The organism is Streptomyces sp. KLMMK (genome assembly GCF_036961605.1).
In the GTDB taxonomy this organism is placed as follows: Bacteria; Actinomycetota; Actinomycetes; order Streptomycetales; family Streptomycetaceae; genus Streptomyces; species Streptomyces telluris.
This window is the reverse complement of record NZ_JBAMDC010000120.1, coordinates 1-17,346: the sequence shown is the minus strand read 5'-3', so window position 1 is coordinate 17,346 and position 17,346 is coordinate 1. Positions and strand designations below refer to the sequence as shown.

The 17,346-nt window shown below is 72.1% G+C and carries 17 protein-coding genes; 7 read left to right on the top strand and 10 right to left on the bottom strand.

Annotated features, from left to right (window positions below; genetic code table 11):
• Together V7793_RS18795 and V7793_RS18790 are read right to left on the bottom strand one after the other, a co-directional pair.
• Positions 1-933 (bottom strand): ABC transporter ATP-binding protein (locus V7793_RS18795; protein ID WP_336007985.1); only part of this gene is annotated, 933 nt, incomplete at its 3' end.
• Positions 930-1,337 (bottom strand): GntR family transcriptional regulator, encoded by a 408-nt coding sequence (locus tag V7793_RS18790; RefSeq protein WP_336007984.1) that lies wholly within the window; start codon positions 1,335-1,337, stop codon positions 930-932. The genes V7793_RS18795 and V7793_RS18790, both read right to left, overlap by 4 nt.
• Positions 1,338-1,523: 186 nt before the next feature.
• On the opposite strand from V7793_RS18790, the gene V7793_RS18785 reads away from it, so the two are divergent.
• From V7793_RS18785 to V7793_RS18775, 3 genes are all read left to right on the top strand, one after another.
• Positions 1,524-2,612: a Rieske 2Fe-2S domain-containing protein gene (locus V7793_RS18785; RefSeq protein WP_336007982.1), complete on the top strand. Its 1,089-nt coding sequence runs from the start codon at positions 1,524-1,526 to the stop codon at positions 2,610-2,612.
• A gap of 250 nt (positions 2,613-2,862) precedes the next feature.
• Positions 2,863-3,513: a TetR/AcrR family transcriptional regulator gene (locus tag V7793_RS18780; RefSeq protein WP_336007980.1), complete on the top strand. Its 651-nt coding sequence runs from the start codon at positions 2,863-2,865 to the stop codon at positions 3,511-3,513.
• 113 nt (positions 3,514-3,626) lie between these two features.
• Complete coding sequence (locus V7793_RS18775; protein WP_336007978.1) at positions 3,627-5,807, top strand: MMPL family transporter; 2,181 nt, start codon at positions 3,627-3,629, stop codon at positions 5,805-5,807.
• A gap of 6 nt (positions 5,808-5,813) precedes the next feature.
• Here V7793_RS18775 and V7793_RS18770 read toward each other — a convergent pair whose 3' ends face one another.
• Both V7793_RS18770 and V7793_RS18765 read right to left on the bottom strand, forming a co-directional pair.
• A complete protein-coding gene (locus V7793_RS18770) occupies positions 5,814-6,368 on the bottom strand; it encodes a flavoprotein (protein WP_336007975.1) in 555 nt (184 codons plus the stop codon).
• Positions 6,365-7,702 (bottom strand): hypothetical protein, encoded by a 1,338-nt coding sequence (locus V7793_RS18765; protein ID WP_336007974.1) that lies wholly within the window; start codon positions 7,700-7,702, stop codon positions 6,365-6,367. Before V7793_RS18765 ends, V7793_RS18770 begins: the two co-directional genes overlap by 4 nt.
• A gap of 138 nt (positions 7,703-7,840) precedes the next feature.
• Here V7793_RS18765 and V7793_RS18760 point away from each other — a divergent pair, with 138 nt between their 5' ends.
• Positions 7,841-8,353: a hypothetical protein gene (locus V7793_RS18760; RefSeq protein ID WP_336007972.1), complete on the top strand. Its 513-nt coding sequence runs from the start codon at positions 7,841-7,843 to the stop codon at positions 8,351-8,353.
• Here V7793_RS18760 and mshD read toward each other — a convergent pair.
• The gene (gene mshD / locus V7793_RS18755; protein ID WP_336007971.1) at positions 8,350-9,273 is read right to left on the bottom strand and encodes a mycothiol synthase; all 924 of its coding nucleotides are present in this window, start codon (positions 9,271-9,273) and stop codon (positions 8,350-8,352) included. The two genes, V7793_RS18760 and mshD, sit on opposite strands and share 4 nt — an antisense overlap.
• Positions 9,274-9,405: 132 nt before the next feature.
• On the opposite strand from mshD, the gene V7793_RS18750 reads away from it, so the two are divergent.
• Positions 9,406-11,211 (top strand): bifunctional metallophosphatase/5'-nucleotidase, encoded by a 1,806-nt coding sequence (locus V7793_RS18750; protein ID WP_336007970.1) that lies wholly within the window; start codon positions 9,406-9,408, stop codon positions 11,209-11,211.
• Positions 11,212-11,261: 50 nt separating this feature from the next.
• On the opposite strand, the gene V7793_RS18745 is transcribed toward V7793_RS18750, so the two are convergent.
• Together V7793_RS18745 and V7793_RS18740 are read right to left on the bottom strand one after the other, a co-directional pair.
• On the bottom strand, positions 11,262-11,666 hold the full coding sequence (locus V7793_RS18745) for a YidB family protein (protein WP_443057944.1): 405 nt from the start codon (positions 11,664-11,666) through the stop codon (positions 11,262-11,264).
• A gap of 85 nt (positions 11,667-11,751) precedes the next feature.
• On the bottom strand, positions 11,752-12,612 hold the full coding sequence (locus tag V7793_RS18740) for a helix-turn-helix domain-containing protein (RefSeq protein WP_168092795.1): 861 nt from the start codon (positions 12,610-12,612) through the stop codon (positions 11,752-11,754).
• 134 nt (positions 12,613-12,746) lie between these two features.
• Here V7793_RS18740 and V7793_RS18735 point away from each other — a divergent pair, with 134 nt between their 5' ends.
• On the top strand, positions 12,747-13,211 hold the full coding sequence (locus V7793_RS18735) for a hypothetical protein (RefSeq protein ID WP_336007967.1): 465 nt from the start codon (positions 12,747-12,749) through the stop codon (positions 13,209-13,211).
• 167 nt (positions 13,212-13,378) lie between these two features.
• Positions 13,379-14,302, top strand: coding sequence for an ATP-grasp domain-containing protein (locus V7793_RS18730; RefSeq protein WP_336007965.1), 924 nt, complete (start codon positions 13,379-13,381; stop codon positions 14,300-14,302).
• A gap of 48 nt (positions 14,303-14,350) precedes the next feature.
• Here the strand turns inward: V7793_RS18730 and V7793_RS18725 are convergent, their stop codons facing one another.
• The 3 genes from V7793_RS18725 to V7793_RS18715 all read right to left on the bottom strand — a co-directional run.
• Entirely contained in the window at positions 14,351-15,742 is a 1,392-nt protein-coding gene (locus tag V7793_RS18725) for a sensor histidine kinase (protein WP_336007962.1), read from the bottom strand.
• On the bottom strand, positions 15,739-16,464 hold the full coding sequence (locus tag V7793_RS18720; protein ID WP_336007960.1) for a response regulator transcription factor: 726 nt from the start codon (positions 16,462-16,464) through the stop codon (positions 15,739-15,741). The genes V7793_RS18725 and V7793_RS18720 overlap by 4 nt, the downstream gene beginning before the upstream one ends.
• A gap of 61 nt (positions 16,465-16,525) precedes the next feature.
• Positions 16,526-17,346 (bottom strand): S1C family serine protease (locus tag V7793_RS18715; protein WP_336007958.1); only part of this gene is annotated, 821 nt, incomplete at its 5' end.

Below are 17,346 nucleotides of genomic sequence, written 5' to 3'. Positions count from 1 at the left end.
CGGCTCCGCGCTGGGGGCGAGGAGCGCGGGGGCGCCGGGAGCCCGCAGGTGGGCCAGGAGGAGCTCCTCCAGGGACGGTTCGGCGACCCGCCACCGCTCGGGGACGGGGCCGTCGGGCCGGATCAGGGCGGTCAGCTGCCGTCCCGTGGCGCGGGCCTCCACGACGGTGTGGGTGGCGAACTCCCGCGGCAGGCCGGGGCCTTCGTGCCGGCCGACGAGGACGGCGTGCGCGGCGAGCAGGTCCTCGACCTCGCCCGCGAGCCGGACGCGGCCGTCGGCCATCAGCAGCAGGTAGTCGCAGATGCCGTCGAGTTCGGCGAGGACGTGGGAGGCGATCACGACGGTGGTGGCGTGCTCGGCGGCCTGGCCCATGAGGGCGGCCGTCATCTCGTGCCGCGCGAGCGGGTCGAGGTCGGCCATCGGCTCGTCGAGCAGCAGGAGTTCGGGCCGCTTGCCGAAGGCGAGGGCGAGGGCCACGCGCGTGCGCTGGCCGCCCGAGAGGTCGCCGACGCGGGCCGTGGACGACAGCCCGCCGTCGGCGACCATCCGCTCGGCCGCGGCCCGGTCCCAGCGACCGGGGTTGAGCTCGCGCCCCATGCGGAGGGTGTCGGCGATCGTGAACTGCGGGTAGAGCGGCTTGTCCTGGGAGAGGTAGGCGATGCGGGGGCGGACGTCCGCGGCGCCCGGGCGGCCGCCGAAGACGGTGAGGGAACCCGCGGTGGGGCGGCGCAGCCCGGCGGCGAGCGACAGCAGCGTGGACTTGCCCGCGCCGTTGGGCCCCACGAGCGCGCAGACCCGGCCCGCGGGGATGCGGAAGGAGCAGTCCTCCAGCGCACGGCGGCGCCGGTACTTCAGCCCGAGGCCCACCGCCTCCAGGGCGGTCCGCCCGGGCTGGAACGTCATCCCGGTCATGTCGTCGGTCGTGCCGGTCATCCACTCCCCCTGTTCGTCTCGGGCCCGTCGTACCCCTCCTCGAGGACGGAGGCGAGCAGCGCCGCCACGTCCTCCCGGTCCAGGCCGGCCTCGCGGGCCCGGTGCATCCAGCCGGTCAGTTCGGCGCGCAGGGGCGAGTCGGCGGCGGCCTGCGGGCGGGCCAGCGAGCGCCGTACGAACGTCCCGAGCCCGGGGCGCGCCTCGACCAGGCCCTCGCGGTCGAGCTCGCGGTAGGCCTTGAGGACGGTGTTGGGGTTGATGGCCGTGGCCGCGACGACCTCCTTGGCCGTGGGCAGCTTGTCGCCGGGCGCGAGCAGGCCCAGGCGGAGGGCCTGTTTGACCTGCTGGACGATCTGCAGGTACGTGGCGACCCCGCTGCGCCGGTCGATGCGGAACTCGACCACGCGGGCCCCTTTCACTACTTGACTAGTGAAAGGGTGCGGGATGGGGCCGCGGACTGTCAAACGGGGGCCGGCGCCCTCCGGACGCGGGCCGGCGCCATCAGCCATCGGTCAGTGGCCTGTCAGTGAGCCGCGCCACAGTGGCCGTGACGTATGCGCCAGGCAGAGCGAACTCCAGGGGGGACAGACGTGATACCCAACCAGTGGTACGCGATCCTGCGGTCGCAGGACGTGAGGACCGACCGGCCGACCGGCGCCCGCCGCCTGGGGAAGGAGCTGGTCGCCTGGCGGAACCGCGCCGGACGCGTGGTGCTGCAGGACGCGCGCTGCCCCCACAAGGGCGCCAGCCTCGCCCGCGGGCGGCTGTACGGCGACTCCATAGGCTGCCCGTACCACGACTTCCGCTTCGGCGCCGACGGCGCGTGCAAGCTCGCGCCGTGCCTGGGGCCCGGCGCCCGCATCCCCCGGTCGATGCGCATCGGCACCCACCCCGTGCGCGAGCAGAACGGGCTGGTGTGGATGTGGTGGGGGCAGGACCTGGACGTCCTGCCGGAGGTGCAGGTGCCGCCGGAGGTGGCCGGCAAGGCCGCGCTGTACGCGACCTCCACCTGGAGTCAGCCCGTCCACTACACCCGCTACATCGAGAGCCTCCTCGACTTCTACCACGTGCCCGTCGTCCACCGGGACCACTGGTTCAACTACGCGGACTACATGGGCTGGGGCGGGACGCTGAGGAAGCTCGGCCTCGACGGCCGCAGGCGCTACATCGCCATGACGAAGGTCGAGAAGAGCCGTCTGGAGGTCGACGGGACGACCCTGCGGCACTACTTCGAGCTGTGCCAGCACGACGATCCCACCAACCGCAACTTCCTCAGGGTGACGTTCACCTTCCCCGGCATGGTCCACATCCACGCGCTGCCCTTCGACGTGACGATCTGGATGACACCGATCGACGACGGCGGCACCCAGGTGCTCTTCCGCTGGTACGAGGACGAGCGGATGAGGGACGTCCTGCGCTTCCCGGCGGCGCGGCGGATCGTGCCGAGGCTGGCCCTCTTCGCGCAGAAGCGCGTGCAGGAGGTCCAGGACATGAACGTCGTCAAGAGCATCGAGCCGCGCGCCACCGGCCGCGGCGTGAACCGGTTCGTCGCGGCCGACGAGCTGAACGCGAAGTACGTGGTGATGCGGGACCAGCTGAAAAGGGAGGCCGCCGCGGCGATGGCCGGGGAGCGGCCGCCCGTCGAGCTCGTCGCCGACGGGGCCGCGGCCGCCGAGTGAGCTCCGCCCGTACGACTCCGGGGGTGCGAGGCAGGGGCGCGCGCCCCAAGGCGCCCTTTCGCGCCGGGATTTACGGCAGGAACTTCCGGTCCGGGGGGTGACGCGCGAGGCGCCGCCGGTCTTACCGTGGGTACGCACAGGGCGAACGCCCAAGGCGAACGCCCAAGTTGACCGACGCGGCTGACCGGCCCTGCCGATCGGCCGAGCCGGTCGTACGGACGGTCGTACGGACGGACAGGGAGACGGCACGGTGACACCCACCTCGGCGGAACGCGGCCAGGAGACCCGGGCACGGCTGCTCGGCGCCGCAGCGCGGCTGGTCGTGGAGGACGGGTGGGGAGCGGTGACCACGCGGAAGGTGGCCGCGGCGGCGGGGCTGCGCCCCGGGCTCGTGCACTACCACTTCGACACGGTCACCGACCTGCTGGTCGAAGCGTCCCTGGAAGCCTCCCGGCGGGAGATCGACAAGGTGATCGCCCTGCTGGAGCAGGCCGCGGAGGGCCCCGCGGGCACGCCGGAGGCCCTGGCCGCCCTCGCCGAGTACCCCAGTGACGCGTCCACGGCCGTCCTCGCCGGCGAAATGGTGCTGGCGGCCACCCGCAACAAGAAGATGCGCGACGGCCTGGCGGAGCTCACCGGCCGCTGGCGCACCGCCGTCGCCGCGTGGCTGCGGGCGCACGGCAACACGGCCGACCCCGAGGGCACCGCCCTGGTCCTCGGTGCGGCCGTCGACGGCCTGCTGCTCCAGCGCCTGATCGAGCCCGCCCTCGCCGCCGTGCCGCTGGACGGCCCGCTGGCGCGGCTCACCGGTATCACCTGCACCACCGACACACCCGGGCATGCCGACGGCTCAGAGAACTCGGAGGGCTCGGACGGCTCGGACGGTTCGGACACCACCTGAGTCGCCGTGTGCGCCGTGGCCTCCCCCGCCCGCGGCGCACACGGTCCCTGCCCGTCGCCCTCCGGTCGCCGCCGTCCCGAAGCCGACCAGGAACAGGAAGAGGCACCAGGACCATGCCAGAAGACGTCCTCCCCCCGTCCGGGGAACGCACCGGTCCCGCCCCCGGCCGCAACGGCCGCAACGGGTTCCGCAGGTTCCGCAAGGGGTTACCGATCGGCCTGATCACCGGCCGCCGGTCCAAGTACGGGGTGATCGTCGCCTGGCTGATCGTGCTCGTCGTCGCGGCGGGGTTCGCGGGCAAGCTCTCGAGCGTGGAGAAGAACGACGTCAAGTCGTCCCTGCCGAACAGCGCCGAATCCACGCGGGTCTTCGACACGCAGGCGAAGTTCGGCTCCCCGTACACCGTTCCGGCGGTGGTGGTCTACGAACGGTCCTCGGGCCTGACGGAGGCGGACAAGCGGAAGGCGGCGGCCGACGCGAAGGTGTTCGGCGGGCGCAAGGACCTGGAAGGCCCGGTCACCGGGCCCGAGATCTCCGAGGACGGCAGGGCGGCGCAGACCACCGTGCCGCTGAACCTGGGGCCCGACTACTTCAGCAAGGTCGGCGACCGCGTCAAGGAGATGCGCGAGACCGCCCGGGACGGCGCCCAGGGCATGGCGGTCCACATCGCCGGCCCCGCGGGCAACACCGGCGACCTCAGCAAGGCCGTGAGCGGCATCGACACCACGCTCCTGGCCGCCACGCTGCTCGTGGTGATCGTGATCCTGCTCTTCACCTACCGCAGCCCCGTGCTGTGGCTGATGCCGATCGTCTGTGCCGGGGTGTCGCTCCAGATCGCCGAAGCGGCCATCTACTTCCTCGCCAAGCACGGCGGGCTGACGGTCAGTGCCGACGGCGCGGGCATCCTCACCATCCTCGTCTTCGGCGCGACCACCGACTATTCGCTGCTGCTCATCGCCCGCTACCGCGAGGAGCTGCGCCGGCACGAGGACCGGCACGCGGCCATGGAAGAGGCCCTGCGCCGCTCGGGCCCGGCCGTCATCGCCAGCGCCGCGACGGTCGCGGTCGGCATGATCTGCCTGATGCTGGCCGACATGAACTCCACGCGGGGGCTCGGCCCGGTCTTCGCGGTCGGCATCGTCGTCGGCGCCGCGGTGATGCTCACGCTCTTCCCCGCGCTGATGGTCACGGTGGGGCGGTGGATCTTCTGGCCGGCCAAGCCCGGGTACGGCTCCGGGAACCCCGCCGGCACCGGCCGCTGGATCGCCGTCGGCAACCGCATCGCCCGCAGGCCCCGGACGACCTGGGTCGTGACCGCCCTGATCCTGGCCGCGGCCGCCGCCGGCATGGTGCAGCTGAACTCCCACGGCCTGACCGACCAGCAGGCGTTCACCACGCACCAGGACTCGGTCGCCGGGGAGAAGGTCATCGACCGGCACTTCGACGCGGGCCTCGGCAGCCCCGTCTTCGTCACCGCCAAGGCCGACCGGGCCGAGGCCGTGCACACCGCCCTGATGTCCGTACCCGGCATCGACCGCGGCTCGGTGAGCCCGCCCATGACCAAGGGCGGCGACGCCCTGCTCTACGCCACCCTCACCGACCCGCCCGACAGCAAGGCCGCGTTCCGCACGGTCGAACGCGCCCGCACGGAACTCCACGCCGTCCCCGGGGCCGAGGCCCGGGTCGGCGGGAACACGGCACTGAACCTCGACGTCAAACAGGCCACCAAGGACGACCGCGCCCTGATCGCCCCCATCGTGCTCCTGGTCGTCCTGGTGATCCTGGTGCTGCTGCTGCGCGCCGTCGTGGCATCGCTGCTGCTCATCGCCACCGTCGTGCTCTCCTGCGCCACCACGATCGGCGTCAGCGCCCTGGTCTTCCGCCACGTCTTCGGCTTCGGGGCGGAGGACAACTCCTTCCCGCTCTACGTGTTCGTCTTCCTGATCGCGCTCGGCATCGACTACAACATCTTCCTCATGACCCGCATCCGGGAAGAGGCCCTCAAACACGGCACCCGCCCGGCCACCCTCACCGGCCTGGCCGCGACCGGCGGCGTCATCACCTCCGCGGGCGTCGTCCTGGCCGGCACCTTCGCCGTCCTGGGCACCCTCCCCCTGACCCAATTCGCCGAACTGGGCTTCGCCGTGGCCTTCGGCATCCTCCTGGACACGTTCATCGTCCGCTCGGTCATGGTCACGGCCCTCAACCTGGACGTGGGCCGCCACATCTGGTGGCCCAGCGCCCTGGCGAAGAAGGAGGACTCCCCGGCGGCGCGCCCTGCCCCCCGCCCGTAACCCCGGTCAGGGCACCGGACCCCCCACGGCGTCCAGTACGAGGTTCCACGGATACGACGGGCGCCGTTCATCACCCGTACCTGGCGCGTGCGGCGTCCACTCCCCTTCTCCGTACAGCACTCGGACGCCGGTGCCGCGCAGCGTTTCCACGGCACGTCGCGTGGCGGGGTGGGAATCCAGGGCCGTCGACCAGAACGGGAGGGCGACCACGGGCAGCCCGAGTCCGACGGCCTCGGCGACCAAGCCGAGGGCGTACGTGTCGGCGATCCCGGCCGCCCATTTGTTGGCGGTGTTCATGGTCATCGGCGCCACGACGACGGCATCCGCCGGAGGGTTGCGCTTCTCCTCCCCGGACCGTCGCCAAGCGCTCCGCACCGGCCGTCCCGAAGCGGCCTCCAGAGCAGGCACGTCGAGGAAGCCACCGTCGACGGCGGCCGGGGTGGCGATCACGCACACGTCCCAGCCGCGGTCCTTCGCCGCGGTCACCAGGCGCACGGCGTCCACGGCAGGGCCCGCCGCACAGATGATCAGGTACAACACTCGGCACGAGCTCGTACTCATACGGTCACCCGTGCCCTCGACGCCAAGGACCGCAGCACGGGCACCCGGCCACCTCGGTCCCGCATCAGCAAGTCTCCGATCAGCTCCCGGACCACCGGGCGGGACCGCACCTCCTCAGGGGCCTCCTTCTCGGCTGCGAGCAGGGCAGCCGTGGCCTTCTCGACTCTCCCGCAGGCATGCAGGGCACGGGCGACGTCCGTCCAGAAGACAGCACACCGTTCCGCGACAGCCAGTGCCCTGACGTCCACCTTCCGCGCCTCTGCGAGCGCTCGACCGGCATCCCCGAGGGTGAGGGCGATGGAAACCCTGTGCAGGAGAACATTGTTCGGCCCGAACGCGGTCCCCTGCAGGTTCGACTCCTCCAGGAGCTCGGCCGCCCTCCCGGCCTCGCCCAGGAGCGTCTCGGCCATATCGCGGTCGCCGGCCACCGAGGCGGCCCACGCCCCTCGGAGCAACAGGGCGCCGAAGACGGCGACCGTGCCGGGGCTGGACCGGGACACGCCGCAGGAGATCTCGTCCGTCCCCCGGACAGTGACGCCGACGCCTTGTCGAGGGTGGCCGACTGCAGTTACCGCATGAGTCAGAATGCGCGAAGCCGAAGCGACGGCCGCCGCGTCCTCGGTCCGACGAGCCGCCGCCATGGACCGCTCGGCAGCGACCCATGCAGATGGGGCATCGTCGTTCTTCAACAGGAGTGAAGCGGCTACGTGATAGGCCCCGGCTGCGACGCGAACGACCCTGCGCCGCTCTTCAGACGATCCGCGCCGGGGTTCGAGCTCGGCGAGCAGGTCCGGCAGGCTCCTGGCCACGCTGGAATAGCGGCACCGCTGAATCTGCCGCTTTGCCGAAGCGGACGCCCGCTCCAGAGCCTCGGTGGCGCTGGGCTCCGCCCGGCAGCCCGCGGCGCCCGTGAGGACGGTCCGCAACCGATCCAATGGATCGGCCCTGGTCCGGGCAAGGATCTCCTCAGGAAAAGACGGAACACTCACCGCACCGACCGCGGCAAGCGAGCAGGTCACGAAGTCGCGTCTCTTCACGGGGCCATCGTGCGGCCGGCCCGCCGGGGCAGTCTGCCCGGCATTCCGGACCGGCCGGGCGAACCCCAGCTCTTCAGCAGACTTCCGGAGAAGGGCCTGGAGAACCATCCGTGCAGAAGGATGAGGCCAGCCCGGCTTCCGCGACTCCCAGCGGCGGACTTGCCGGACCGAGACCGTCAGTTTGAACCCCAGCTCGCGAGCCATACCCTCGAACGCTTCGGCGAACTCCTCCTGTGTGTGCAACCCCTGAGCAACTCGGGCCCGTACGAACAACGGGTTCCCCGGCATGTCCGCCATGGCCGCCTCCCCAGTGCGTCACTGCTCAAGGTAGTCCGCTGACCGCTGCGTCACTGGGAAAATGTCCTGCGATATGTCCGCGCAAGCGTCCGGGGATCCGGCCTGGTCCGCGGCCTCGCCGAGCGATGTTCTGTTGGCATGAGAACTCCAGTCGCCGAAGAGCTCACCCCTTCCGTCTCTCACCGGCCCACCGAGGACGACCCCATGGCCGCCGTCTCCCGGTGGCTGTCCCGGGCGTCGTACGACCCTGCCACCACCCTCGCCCTCTGGGCGGCCGGCGAGACGGCTCCTCTGCTGGTCGGGCGGGAGTGGCGGCTCGTCCGGATCGACTTCACTCCGGCGACCGCCGCCGTCACCGGGCTCAGGGCCCGTAGGCGCCACATCGGCCCCTACCTGATGGGTGGCGCGGAACATGCCATGTGGTGGCTGCTTCCGCTCGGCGAGGAGAGCGCCAGCGGCAGCGTCGCCGGATTCCCCGGCGTCACCCCGTACCCCAAGGGCTCCGAGCTCTTCGCGCCGCCGCCGGGCAAGTACCTCGGCGACCGCGTCTGGGTCCTCCCCGACCCTGCAGAGGGTCAGTGGGCAACCCTGACCGCGGCCGCTGAGCTCCGCGAGGCCCTGGAGGCCGCCCGCGCGGCCAGGCCCGCCTAGCTCTCCGTGCGGTACATCAAGTCCGTTTCGTGGATCTGGAAGCCCAGGCCCTCGTAGACCGCTACCGCTGCCGCGTTGTCGGCGTCCACGTAGAGCATGGCCGTGGGGAGGCCCTGGCCGGCCAGGTGGCGGAGGCCGATGGCGGTGAGGGACTTGCCGAGGCCGCCGCCCTGGGCGCCCGGGGCCACGCCGAGGACGTAGACCTCGCCGAGGCCCTCCTCGGCGTGGACCTTCGTCCAGTGGAAGGCGACGATCCGGCCGTCCTTCTCGGCGAGGAAGAAGCCCTTGGGGTCGAACCAGCCGGCGGCCTTGCGGTCGTCGAGGTCGCGCTGGACGAGCGAGCCCTGCTCGGGGTGGTGGGCGAAGGCCGCCGCGTTCACCGCGAGCCACTCCGTGTCGTCCTCGCCCGGGCGGAAGGTGCGGACGGTCACCCCGGGGGGCAGCACCGGCTCGGCGAGGTCGAGGTCGTGCAGGGGGCGCCGCATCTGGCGGAGTTCGCGGAAGAGGCTCAGGCCGAGCACCTGGGCCAGGTGCCGCGCCGCGGGGTGGCCGCCGTGCGCCCAGATCCGCAGCCGCTTGCCGGACTCGTGCAGCAGCGCCGAGCCGAGCGCCCGCCCGTGCCCGCGCCCCCGGCAGGAGGGGTGGACGACGAGCTCGCCGGCGGGCGCCTCGACCGGGTCGCTGTCCTCCAGCTGCCCGTAGCCCACGAGCTCCCCGTCGTCCGTGCGGAGCAGCACGTGCCGCACGCCCGGCCGCCGGCCCCTCAGCTGCAGCCGTCCCTGCTCGGAGACGGCCGGCTGCCCGTCGACCGCCGCGGCCTCCGTCACCAGCCGCAGCACGTCCTGCGCCACCTCGGGCGGGAGTTCCTCCAGCACCTCGACCGACCGCTGTCCGTTCGCGTTGTTCGTGACGTCGCTCATGGTGCGAGCCTACGACGCGGGTGACGCCGAATCGTCACAGCCAACCCTGCTGACGTTCTACGCGGGTTGATCTAGGCTGCCGCAGACCATTCCACCCACCTCTCACTCGCAAACATGCATAAAGGGGAACACATGCACGCGACGCCGCCACGCAAGCGCCTGGCGAGACGGCTGACCGCGACCGCAGCCGCGCTCGCCGCCACCGCCGGTGTCCTGGCCACGGCCGCCCCGGCCGACGCTCTTTCCTACGGCCGTACGGGCCGCACCGTCGACGTACAGCTGCTCTCCTTCAACGACCTCCACGGCAACCTGGAGCCCCCGCAGGGCTCCTCGGGCACCGTGACGGAGGCCCAGCCGGACGGCACGTCGAAGGCGATACCCGCCGGCGGCATCGAGTACCTCGCCAACTCGCTGCGCACCGCCCGCAAGGGCCACGAGTACTCGATCACCGCGGCGGCCGGCGACATGGTCGGCGCGAGCCCGCTGATGACCGGCCTCTTCCACGACGAGCCGACCATCGAGGCGCTCAACAAGATCAAGCTGGACGCCACCTCCGTCGGCAACCACGAGTTCGACGAGGGCCGTGCCGAGCTGCTGCGCATGCAGAAGGGCGGCTGCCACCCCAAGGAGGGCTGCTTCGAGAAGGGCAGGACCTTCCAGGGCGCCGACTTCCCCTACCTGGCGGCCAACGTCACCGACGAGAAGTCCGGCAAGCAGATCCTCAAGCCCTACACGGTGTGGAAGCACAAGGGCGTGAAGATCGGCATCATCGGCCTCACCCTGGAGGGCACGCCGGACGTCGTCACGGCCGAGGGCGTCAAGGGCCTGAAGTTCGCCGACGAGGTCGAGACGATCAACAAGTACGCCAAGGAGCTCGACCGCCAGGGCGTGAAGTCGATCGTCACGCTCATCCACGAGGGCGGCATGCCGGCCTCGGGCGCGTACAACTACGACTGCGACACCCCCGGCGCGGGCGCGGGCATCTCCGGCGCGATCGTGGACATCGCGAAGAAGGTCACGCCGAAGGTGGACGCCCTGGTCACGGGCCACACCCACCAGGCCTACGCCTGCACCATCCCCGACCCGTCGGGCGCCCCGCGCACGGTGACCTCGGCCGCCTCCTTCGGCCGTGTGTTCACCGACACGACGCTGACGTACGACCGCCGTACCAAGGACATCGTCCGCACGACGGTCAAGAGCCCGCGCGCGAAGAACCACGTCGTGAACCGTGAGCAGCCCAAGGCCGCGGACATGACCAAGCTCATCGACCGCTGGAAGGCCCTGGCGGCGCCGGTGGCCAACAAGCCCGTCGGCTACATCACCGCCGACATCAACGGCCGCGGCTCCGAGGCCTACGAGAAGCCGCTCGGCGACGTCATCGCCGACGCCCAGCTGGAAGCCCTGGCCCCGGCCGACAAGGGCGGCGCCCAGATCGCCTTCATGAACCCCGGCGGCATCCGCTCCGACCTCGCCTTCAAGGCGTCGGGCGGCGAGGGCGACGGCGTCGTGACGTACGGCGAGGCGTTCACCGTCCAGCCGTTCACGAACATGATGCAGACGAAGACCCTCACCGGCGCGCAGGTCATCGCGGCGCTCCAGCAGCAGGTCAGCGGCCCGAACGAGGCTCAGCCGAAGATCCTGCAGATCAGCAAGGGCCTGACCTACACCCTGGACCTGACGAAGAAGGGCGCCGACCGCGTCCCGGCCGCGTCGGTCAAGCTGAACGGCACCGCCGTCGACCCGGCGAAGAGCTACCGCGTCGCGGGCAACGAGTTCCTGATGGGCGGCGGCGACGGCTTCCCCGCCTTCAAGGAGGGCACCGACAAGCGCGTCGGCGCGTCCGACCTGGACGTCTTCAACGCCTACCTGACGGCCCACTCGTCGAAGGGCGCCCCGCTGGCCCCGCCGGCGGCGGACCGCATCACGGTCGTCAAGTGATCCCGTGATCCCGAGGGCGGCCCCGGAGTGCGCCGGGGCCGCCCGCTCCCTTACGACTGCTGCCGGATCAGGTCCTCCAGCGACCCCTCCGGCACCTCGCCTGCCGGGGTCAGCTTGTCGACCGCCTGCGGCAGGGTCCGGGCGATCTCGTCGGCCGCCTCCTCCGGGGTGACGCCCGCCTGCTGCGCCACGTGGTCGAGCGCCTGGTACGGCAGGGCCTGGGCCACCTCGGGGCCGCTGACCTCCTGGTTCGCCCCCTTGCCGACCCACGAGTCGGTCTTCGCCGCCAGGCCGCCCTCCTTGAGCGTGTCCAGCAGGGCGCCGAGGGGGTTGCTGCCCGCGCCGTGCGTGCCGGCGCCGCCGAGCGAGGTGAGCAGCGAGGCCAGCAGGTTGCCGCCCTTGCCGCCACCGCCGCCGAGCAGCCCGCCCAGCAGGTCCCCCAGCTCGTTGCTCATCGCTGCCGCCTCCTCGATCGCCTCATGACGAGAGCCTTACCCCCGGACGTCCGTCCCAGGGGCCGGGTTCTGCAGATTCACCCGTTCACCTGCCCTCCAGGGCGCGGACGATGTCCAGGATCAGGTCCCGGGACCTGCGCTCGCCCAGGGCGACGGACTCCATGCGGTCGAGCACCATCCGGTAGCGGTCCAATTGCGCCGCTGCGTCGACCAGTTCCGAGCCGTGCTCGCGGTCGACGTGCACGGTGTCCAGCTGGGGCACCGGGCCGACCGCGAACAGCGTGGACTGCCCCGAGCCGGGGAACGCCCCGGCGTCGAAGGGGATCACCAGCACCCTGATGTGCTCGCGCTCGCTCATGGCCAGGATGTGCCGCAGCTGCGGCCCCGCGACGGGCGGGCCGCCGAAGCGCATGCGCAGGGCGGCCTCGTGGACGATCGCCGTGTACGGGGTGGGGTCGTCCCGGTAGAGGACGGCCTGCCGCTTGATGCGGTGCGAGACGCGGTGCTCCACCTCGGGCGGGGACAGCGGTGGCACGACCTGGCGGAAGATCTCGCGGCAGTGCTCGGCCGTCTGCAGCAGCCCGGGCAGGTGGGCGACGTACGAGGCGCGCAGGGCCACCGCGTGGTGTTCGAGCTCGGCCAGGTCCAGCAGCCCGGCGGGGAGGATCTCGCGGTACTCCTCCCACCAGCCGCGCTTGCGCTCCCCGGCCATCTCGATCAGGGCCGCGACCAGCGCTTCGTCGGAGCAGGAGTAGTTGCGTGCCAGGGCGCGCAGGCGCTCGGCGCTCACCCCGTAGCGGCTGGCCTCGATGTTGCTGATCTGCGCCTGGTTGGTGCCCAGGAGCCGCCCGGCCTCGGTGGACGTCAGCCCCGCGCGCTCGCGCAGCTTGCGCAGTTCGGCACCGAGGCGGAGTTGACGCGCCGTCGGGCTGCTCCTCACCGGCATCTCTCGCCTCTCGCACGTCACCCACATGGGTGCTTACCGAAGTAGTTCTGCCGACGCCGCTAAATACCTTTGGCCGGGCGGCGTACGGTGGTGGGCAGCGCCACTCACCTGCTCGCCTCGTCAGAGGAGCCAGCATGGCCACGGTATCGCCGCAGACCCCCTGGTCGTACGCCCTCGACCTGCCCCACGACCCGCGGTCCGCCCGCGCAGCGCACTCCGTAGCGCATTCCACCGTCCGCACCGTCCTGGAGGCGTACGGACTGGACGAACTGTCCGAGGAAGCCGGGAGGTTGACGGAGCAACTGCTCACCTCGGGCTACCGGGGCCCGCACCCCGCCACGTCGCTCCGGCTCACCCATCTGCCGCCGCTGGGGGTCGGGATCACCGTGTCGTACGGCCGGGGGCGGGAGGTCGCGGCGGTCGCGTGGTCGTCCCGGTTGCGAGGATCGCGTGACATGCCGGTCACGCTAGACGGCGCGGTCGGTCCGGCAGGTGCGGAGCGTCCGGGATCCGCCGGAAATGGTGGTGACCGCACCGGTATTGACGGGCAGGGCCACGCAATCATGCGTTCACCGGCGCTTCACGCAACACAGCCCTAAAAGTGAAGGTTGGAAAAACCATCTGCCTTGCAAACAGATGACAGAGGGGCAAATCACACCCTGATCGATTGAACAGACCGCACGGTATGTGTTTGTGTGGGGCAACGGCTGCCGTGCCACGGAGGGGAGCACGGCGGCCCTTCCCTGTCAGAAATGAGACCGGCATCGTGGCCGATCACCTCGTCATCGTCGAAGCACTCACCGGCGGCACCGGCCTGCGCCTCGTCGAGGACGCCGTCCGCAGGGCCGGCCGCGTCACGTTCGTCACCCGCGACAAGGGCCGCTACGCCCACGACCCGCTCCGCCACCTGCTGGAGTCCGGCCCGGTCACGGTCCGTATGTGCGAGACCCGGTCCGCGGAGGAGCTGGCCGGGCTCTTCCAGGAGCTGTGCGACGGCGGCGAGTTCACCCTGATCGCCCCCGACGAGCAGTACCTGCTGCCCGCCGCCACCGCCGCCGAGGAGCTGGGCATCCCCTTCCTGCCCACCGCGTCCGTGCGGCTCACCCGGGACAAGCACGCCTTCCGGCAGGCCTGCGCCGCCGGATCCGTCCCGGCCCCGCGCAGCACCGCCGCCCCGGACCTCGCGAGCGCCCTCGCCGCCGCGGAGGCCACCGGCTACCCGGTCGTCCTCAAGCCGTCCATCGGGACGGGCGGTTACGGCGTCGTCTCCGCGGCCGACGCCGACGAGCTGCGCTGGCACTTCGCCGAGGTACTGGACGAATCCGAAGGGACGGGCGGCGTGCCGCTCGTCGAGGAGTTCCTCGTGGGCCCCGCCGTCAGCGCCGAAGTGCTCTACTCCGGCGGCACCCCGCACGTCCTCGGCATCAGCGACCGCCTCATGAGCGAGCTCCCGTACTTCATGGAGCTCGCGATCCGCTCCCCCGTCGACCTCTCCCCCCGGGTCCACCGGCGGATCGAGCGGATCTGCGCCGACCTGGCCCGGCTGCTGGCCTACGAGAACGGGCCCGCGCACATCGAGTTCGCGCTCACCGCCGACGGGCCGAAGGTCGTGGAGTTCACCCCGGGCTTCGCCGGGCGGGAGCCGGCCGGCCGGGGGCCGGGGCTGCGCGACTTCCGGATCACCGCGTAGGCGGGCGCCGTCCTGCCGGACGCGGAACGCCCGGCACCGGCCCCGGCCCTACAGCGTGGGCGGCGCCACCGGCGCCCCCGGCAGCCGCACCGAGGCGACCGTCCCGCCGCCCTCCGCCGGCCGCAGGGCCACCTCGCCGCCCGCCTGCTGCACCGTGCGGGCGACGATGGACAGGCCCAGGCCGCTGCCCGGCATGCTGCGGGCGGACGGCGAGCGCCAGAAGCGGTCGAAGACGTGCGGGAGTTCGTCGGGGGCGATGCCCGGGCCGTGGTCGCGCACGGTGAGCTCGCCGGTGGGCGACAGGGCCACCTCCACGGCGCCGCCCGGCGGGCTGAACTTGACCGCATTGTCGAGCAGGTTGACCAGGGCTCTTTCCAGGGCGGCCGGTTCGGCGCGCACGTACCAGCTCTCCAGGTGCACCCGGAAGGTCAGTCCGGAGCCGCGCAGCCGGGCCCGTTCCACGGCCCGCCCGGCCGCCTCGTGCAGGGCGATCACCTGGACGGGGCCGCTGCCGGGGTCGGCGTCGGGGCGGGAGAGCTCCTGCAGGTCGCCGATGAGCGCGGCCAGTTCGGTCATCTGCGCGCGGACGCTGGCGAGCAGCTCCTTGCGGTCCTCGGGCGGGATCTCGCGGCCCGTCTCCTCGCTGCGCACCAGCAGGTCGATGTTGGTGCGCAGGGAGGTGAGGGGCGTGCGGAGCTCGTGCCCGGCGTCGGCGATGAGCTGCTGCTGCCGGTCGCGGGAGGAGGCGAGGGCGGCGGTCATGGCGTTGAAGGAGCGCGAGAGGCGGGCGATCTCGTCCTCGCCCTCGACGGGGATGCGGACGGCCAGGTCCTCGGTGCGGGCGATGTGCTCGACGGCGCCGGTGAGCCGGTCGACGGGGCGCAGCCCGGCCCGGGCGATCCACGCGCCGGCGGTGGCGGCGAGGAGGACGCCCACGCCCGCGGTGACGGCGAGGACGGCGGCGAGCGCGTTCAGGGGCCGGTCGATCTCGCTGAGGGGCTGGGCGATGGAGACGGCGGTGCCGGGCACGGGCCCGGGCGAGGTCGCGACCCGCATCTCCGTGCCGTCCTGGGCCTGCGCGTCGTGCAGGGTCCGGCCCTCCCGTCCCTGGGCGACGAGGAGGTCGCCGGTCTCCACCGTGATGGGGGACTTGCCGACCGTGCTGCAGACGAAGCCCTCGCCGGTGATGATCTGCACGGTGTAGGGGCGGAAGAGGGTGGACGGGCCGGTGGGGACGGAGCCGCAGTTGCGCAGCAGCGTCTTGACCGTGGCGTCGTCCGCGCGGACGCTCGTCAGGGTCGTGTCCCGCTGGTGCTCCAGCTCCTGCCGGGTGACCAGCCAGCACGCGACGGCCGCGGCGGCCACGGCCACGGCGACGGCGGCCGCGGTCAGCAGCGCCAGCCGGGAGCGGAGCGGCAGCCGCTGGAATCTCGCGATCATTCGGCGCCGTCCGCCCTGAGGACGTAGCCCACTCCGCGCACGGTGTGCACGAGGCGCGCCTCGCCGCCGGCCTCGGTCTTGCGGCGCAGGTACATCACGTACACGTCCAGGGAGTTGGACGACGGCTCGAACTCGAAGCCCCAGACGGCCTTGAGGATCTGCTCGCGGGTGAGGACCTGCCGGGGGTGGGCGAGGAAGAGCTCCAGCAGCGTGAACTCCGTACGGGTCAGCTCCACGGGCCGGTCGCCGCGGGTGACCTCGCGGGTGTCGAGGTTCATCGCCAGGTCGGCGAAGGTGAGCGTGGCGGAGGCGGCGGGCTCGGCCGTCGCGTAGGCGCTGCGGCGCAGCAGGGCGCGGATGCGGGCCAGCAGCTCGTCCAGCTCGAAGGGTTTGACGAGGTAGTCGTCGGCGCCGGCGTCGAGGCCGGTGACGCGGTCGCCCACGGTGTCGCGGGCGGTCAGCATGAGGACGGGCACGGTGACGCCGGAGGCGCGCAGACGGCGGGCGGCGGTGAGGCCGTCCATGCGCGGCATGAGGACGTCCAGCACGATCAGCTCCGGGTCGAAGGCGGCGACCTTGGCGAGCGCGTCGAGCCCGTCGACGGCCTGCTCGGTGGCGTACCCCTCGAAGGCGAGGCTGCGGCGCAGGGCCTCGCGCACGGCGGGCTCGTCGTCCACGATCAGGATGCGGGCGGGCTGGTCGCCGTGGTCGGCGGGGCTCATCGGCTTTACCTCACGGATGCGGGGGGGTCGGGGCGCTTCTCAGCCTCGCACGGCCGTGCGCTCAGCTGTCGCCGCCACCCGCCCGGAGCTTGGCGAGGTCCGCCTTGACGGTGTCGACGGGAATGGCGAAGCCGAGGCCGACGCTGCCCGCGGAGTCGCCGGAGCCGGTGGCGGAACTCGGGGCGTACATGGCCGAGTTGATGCCGATGATCTCGCCGTTCATGTTGATGAGCGCGCCGCCGGAGTTGCCGGGGTTGAGGGAGGCGTCGGTCTGGATGGCCTTGTAGGTGGTCTTGGAGGAGCCGGTGTCGCCGTTGTACTGGTTGCCGCCGAACTCGAAGGGCCACTGCGGTCCGCCGCGGCCCTGCCGCTCCTGCCCCTGCCCCTGCTCCTTGGAGACGGTCACGTCGCGGTTCAGGGCGGAGACTATGCCGCTGGTGACGGTGCCGGTGAGGCCTTCGGGGGAGCCGATGGCGACGACCTCGTCGCCGACCCCGACCTTCCCCGAATCGCCGAGCTTGGCCGCCTTCAGCCCGCTCGCCCCCTGCACCTTGATCAGGGCGAGGTCCTTGCCGGGGTCGGTGCCGATGACCTTGGCGGTCCTGGTGCTGCCGTCGCTGAAGACGACCTGCACGGTGTCGGCGCCCGCGACGACGTGGTTGTTGGTGACGATCTCGCCGTCGCCTGTGATGATCACGCCCGAGCCGGTGGACCGACCGCTGGTGGTCGAGGCCTTGATCTCCACGATGCTCGGGCTCACGGCCTTGGCCACGGCGGCCACTCCGCCGTTGCTCCTGGAAGAGGCGTTCTGGACGGGCGTGGACTGGCTGACGCGGTCGGCGCGGCTGGTGAGCTCGCCGACGAGGGCGGCCGACCCGCCGC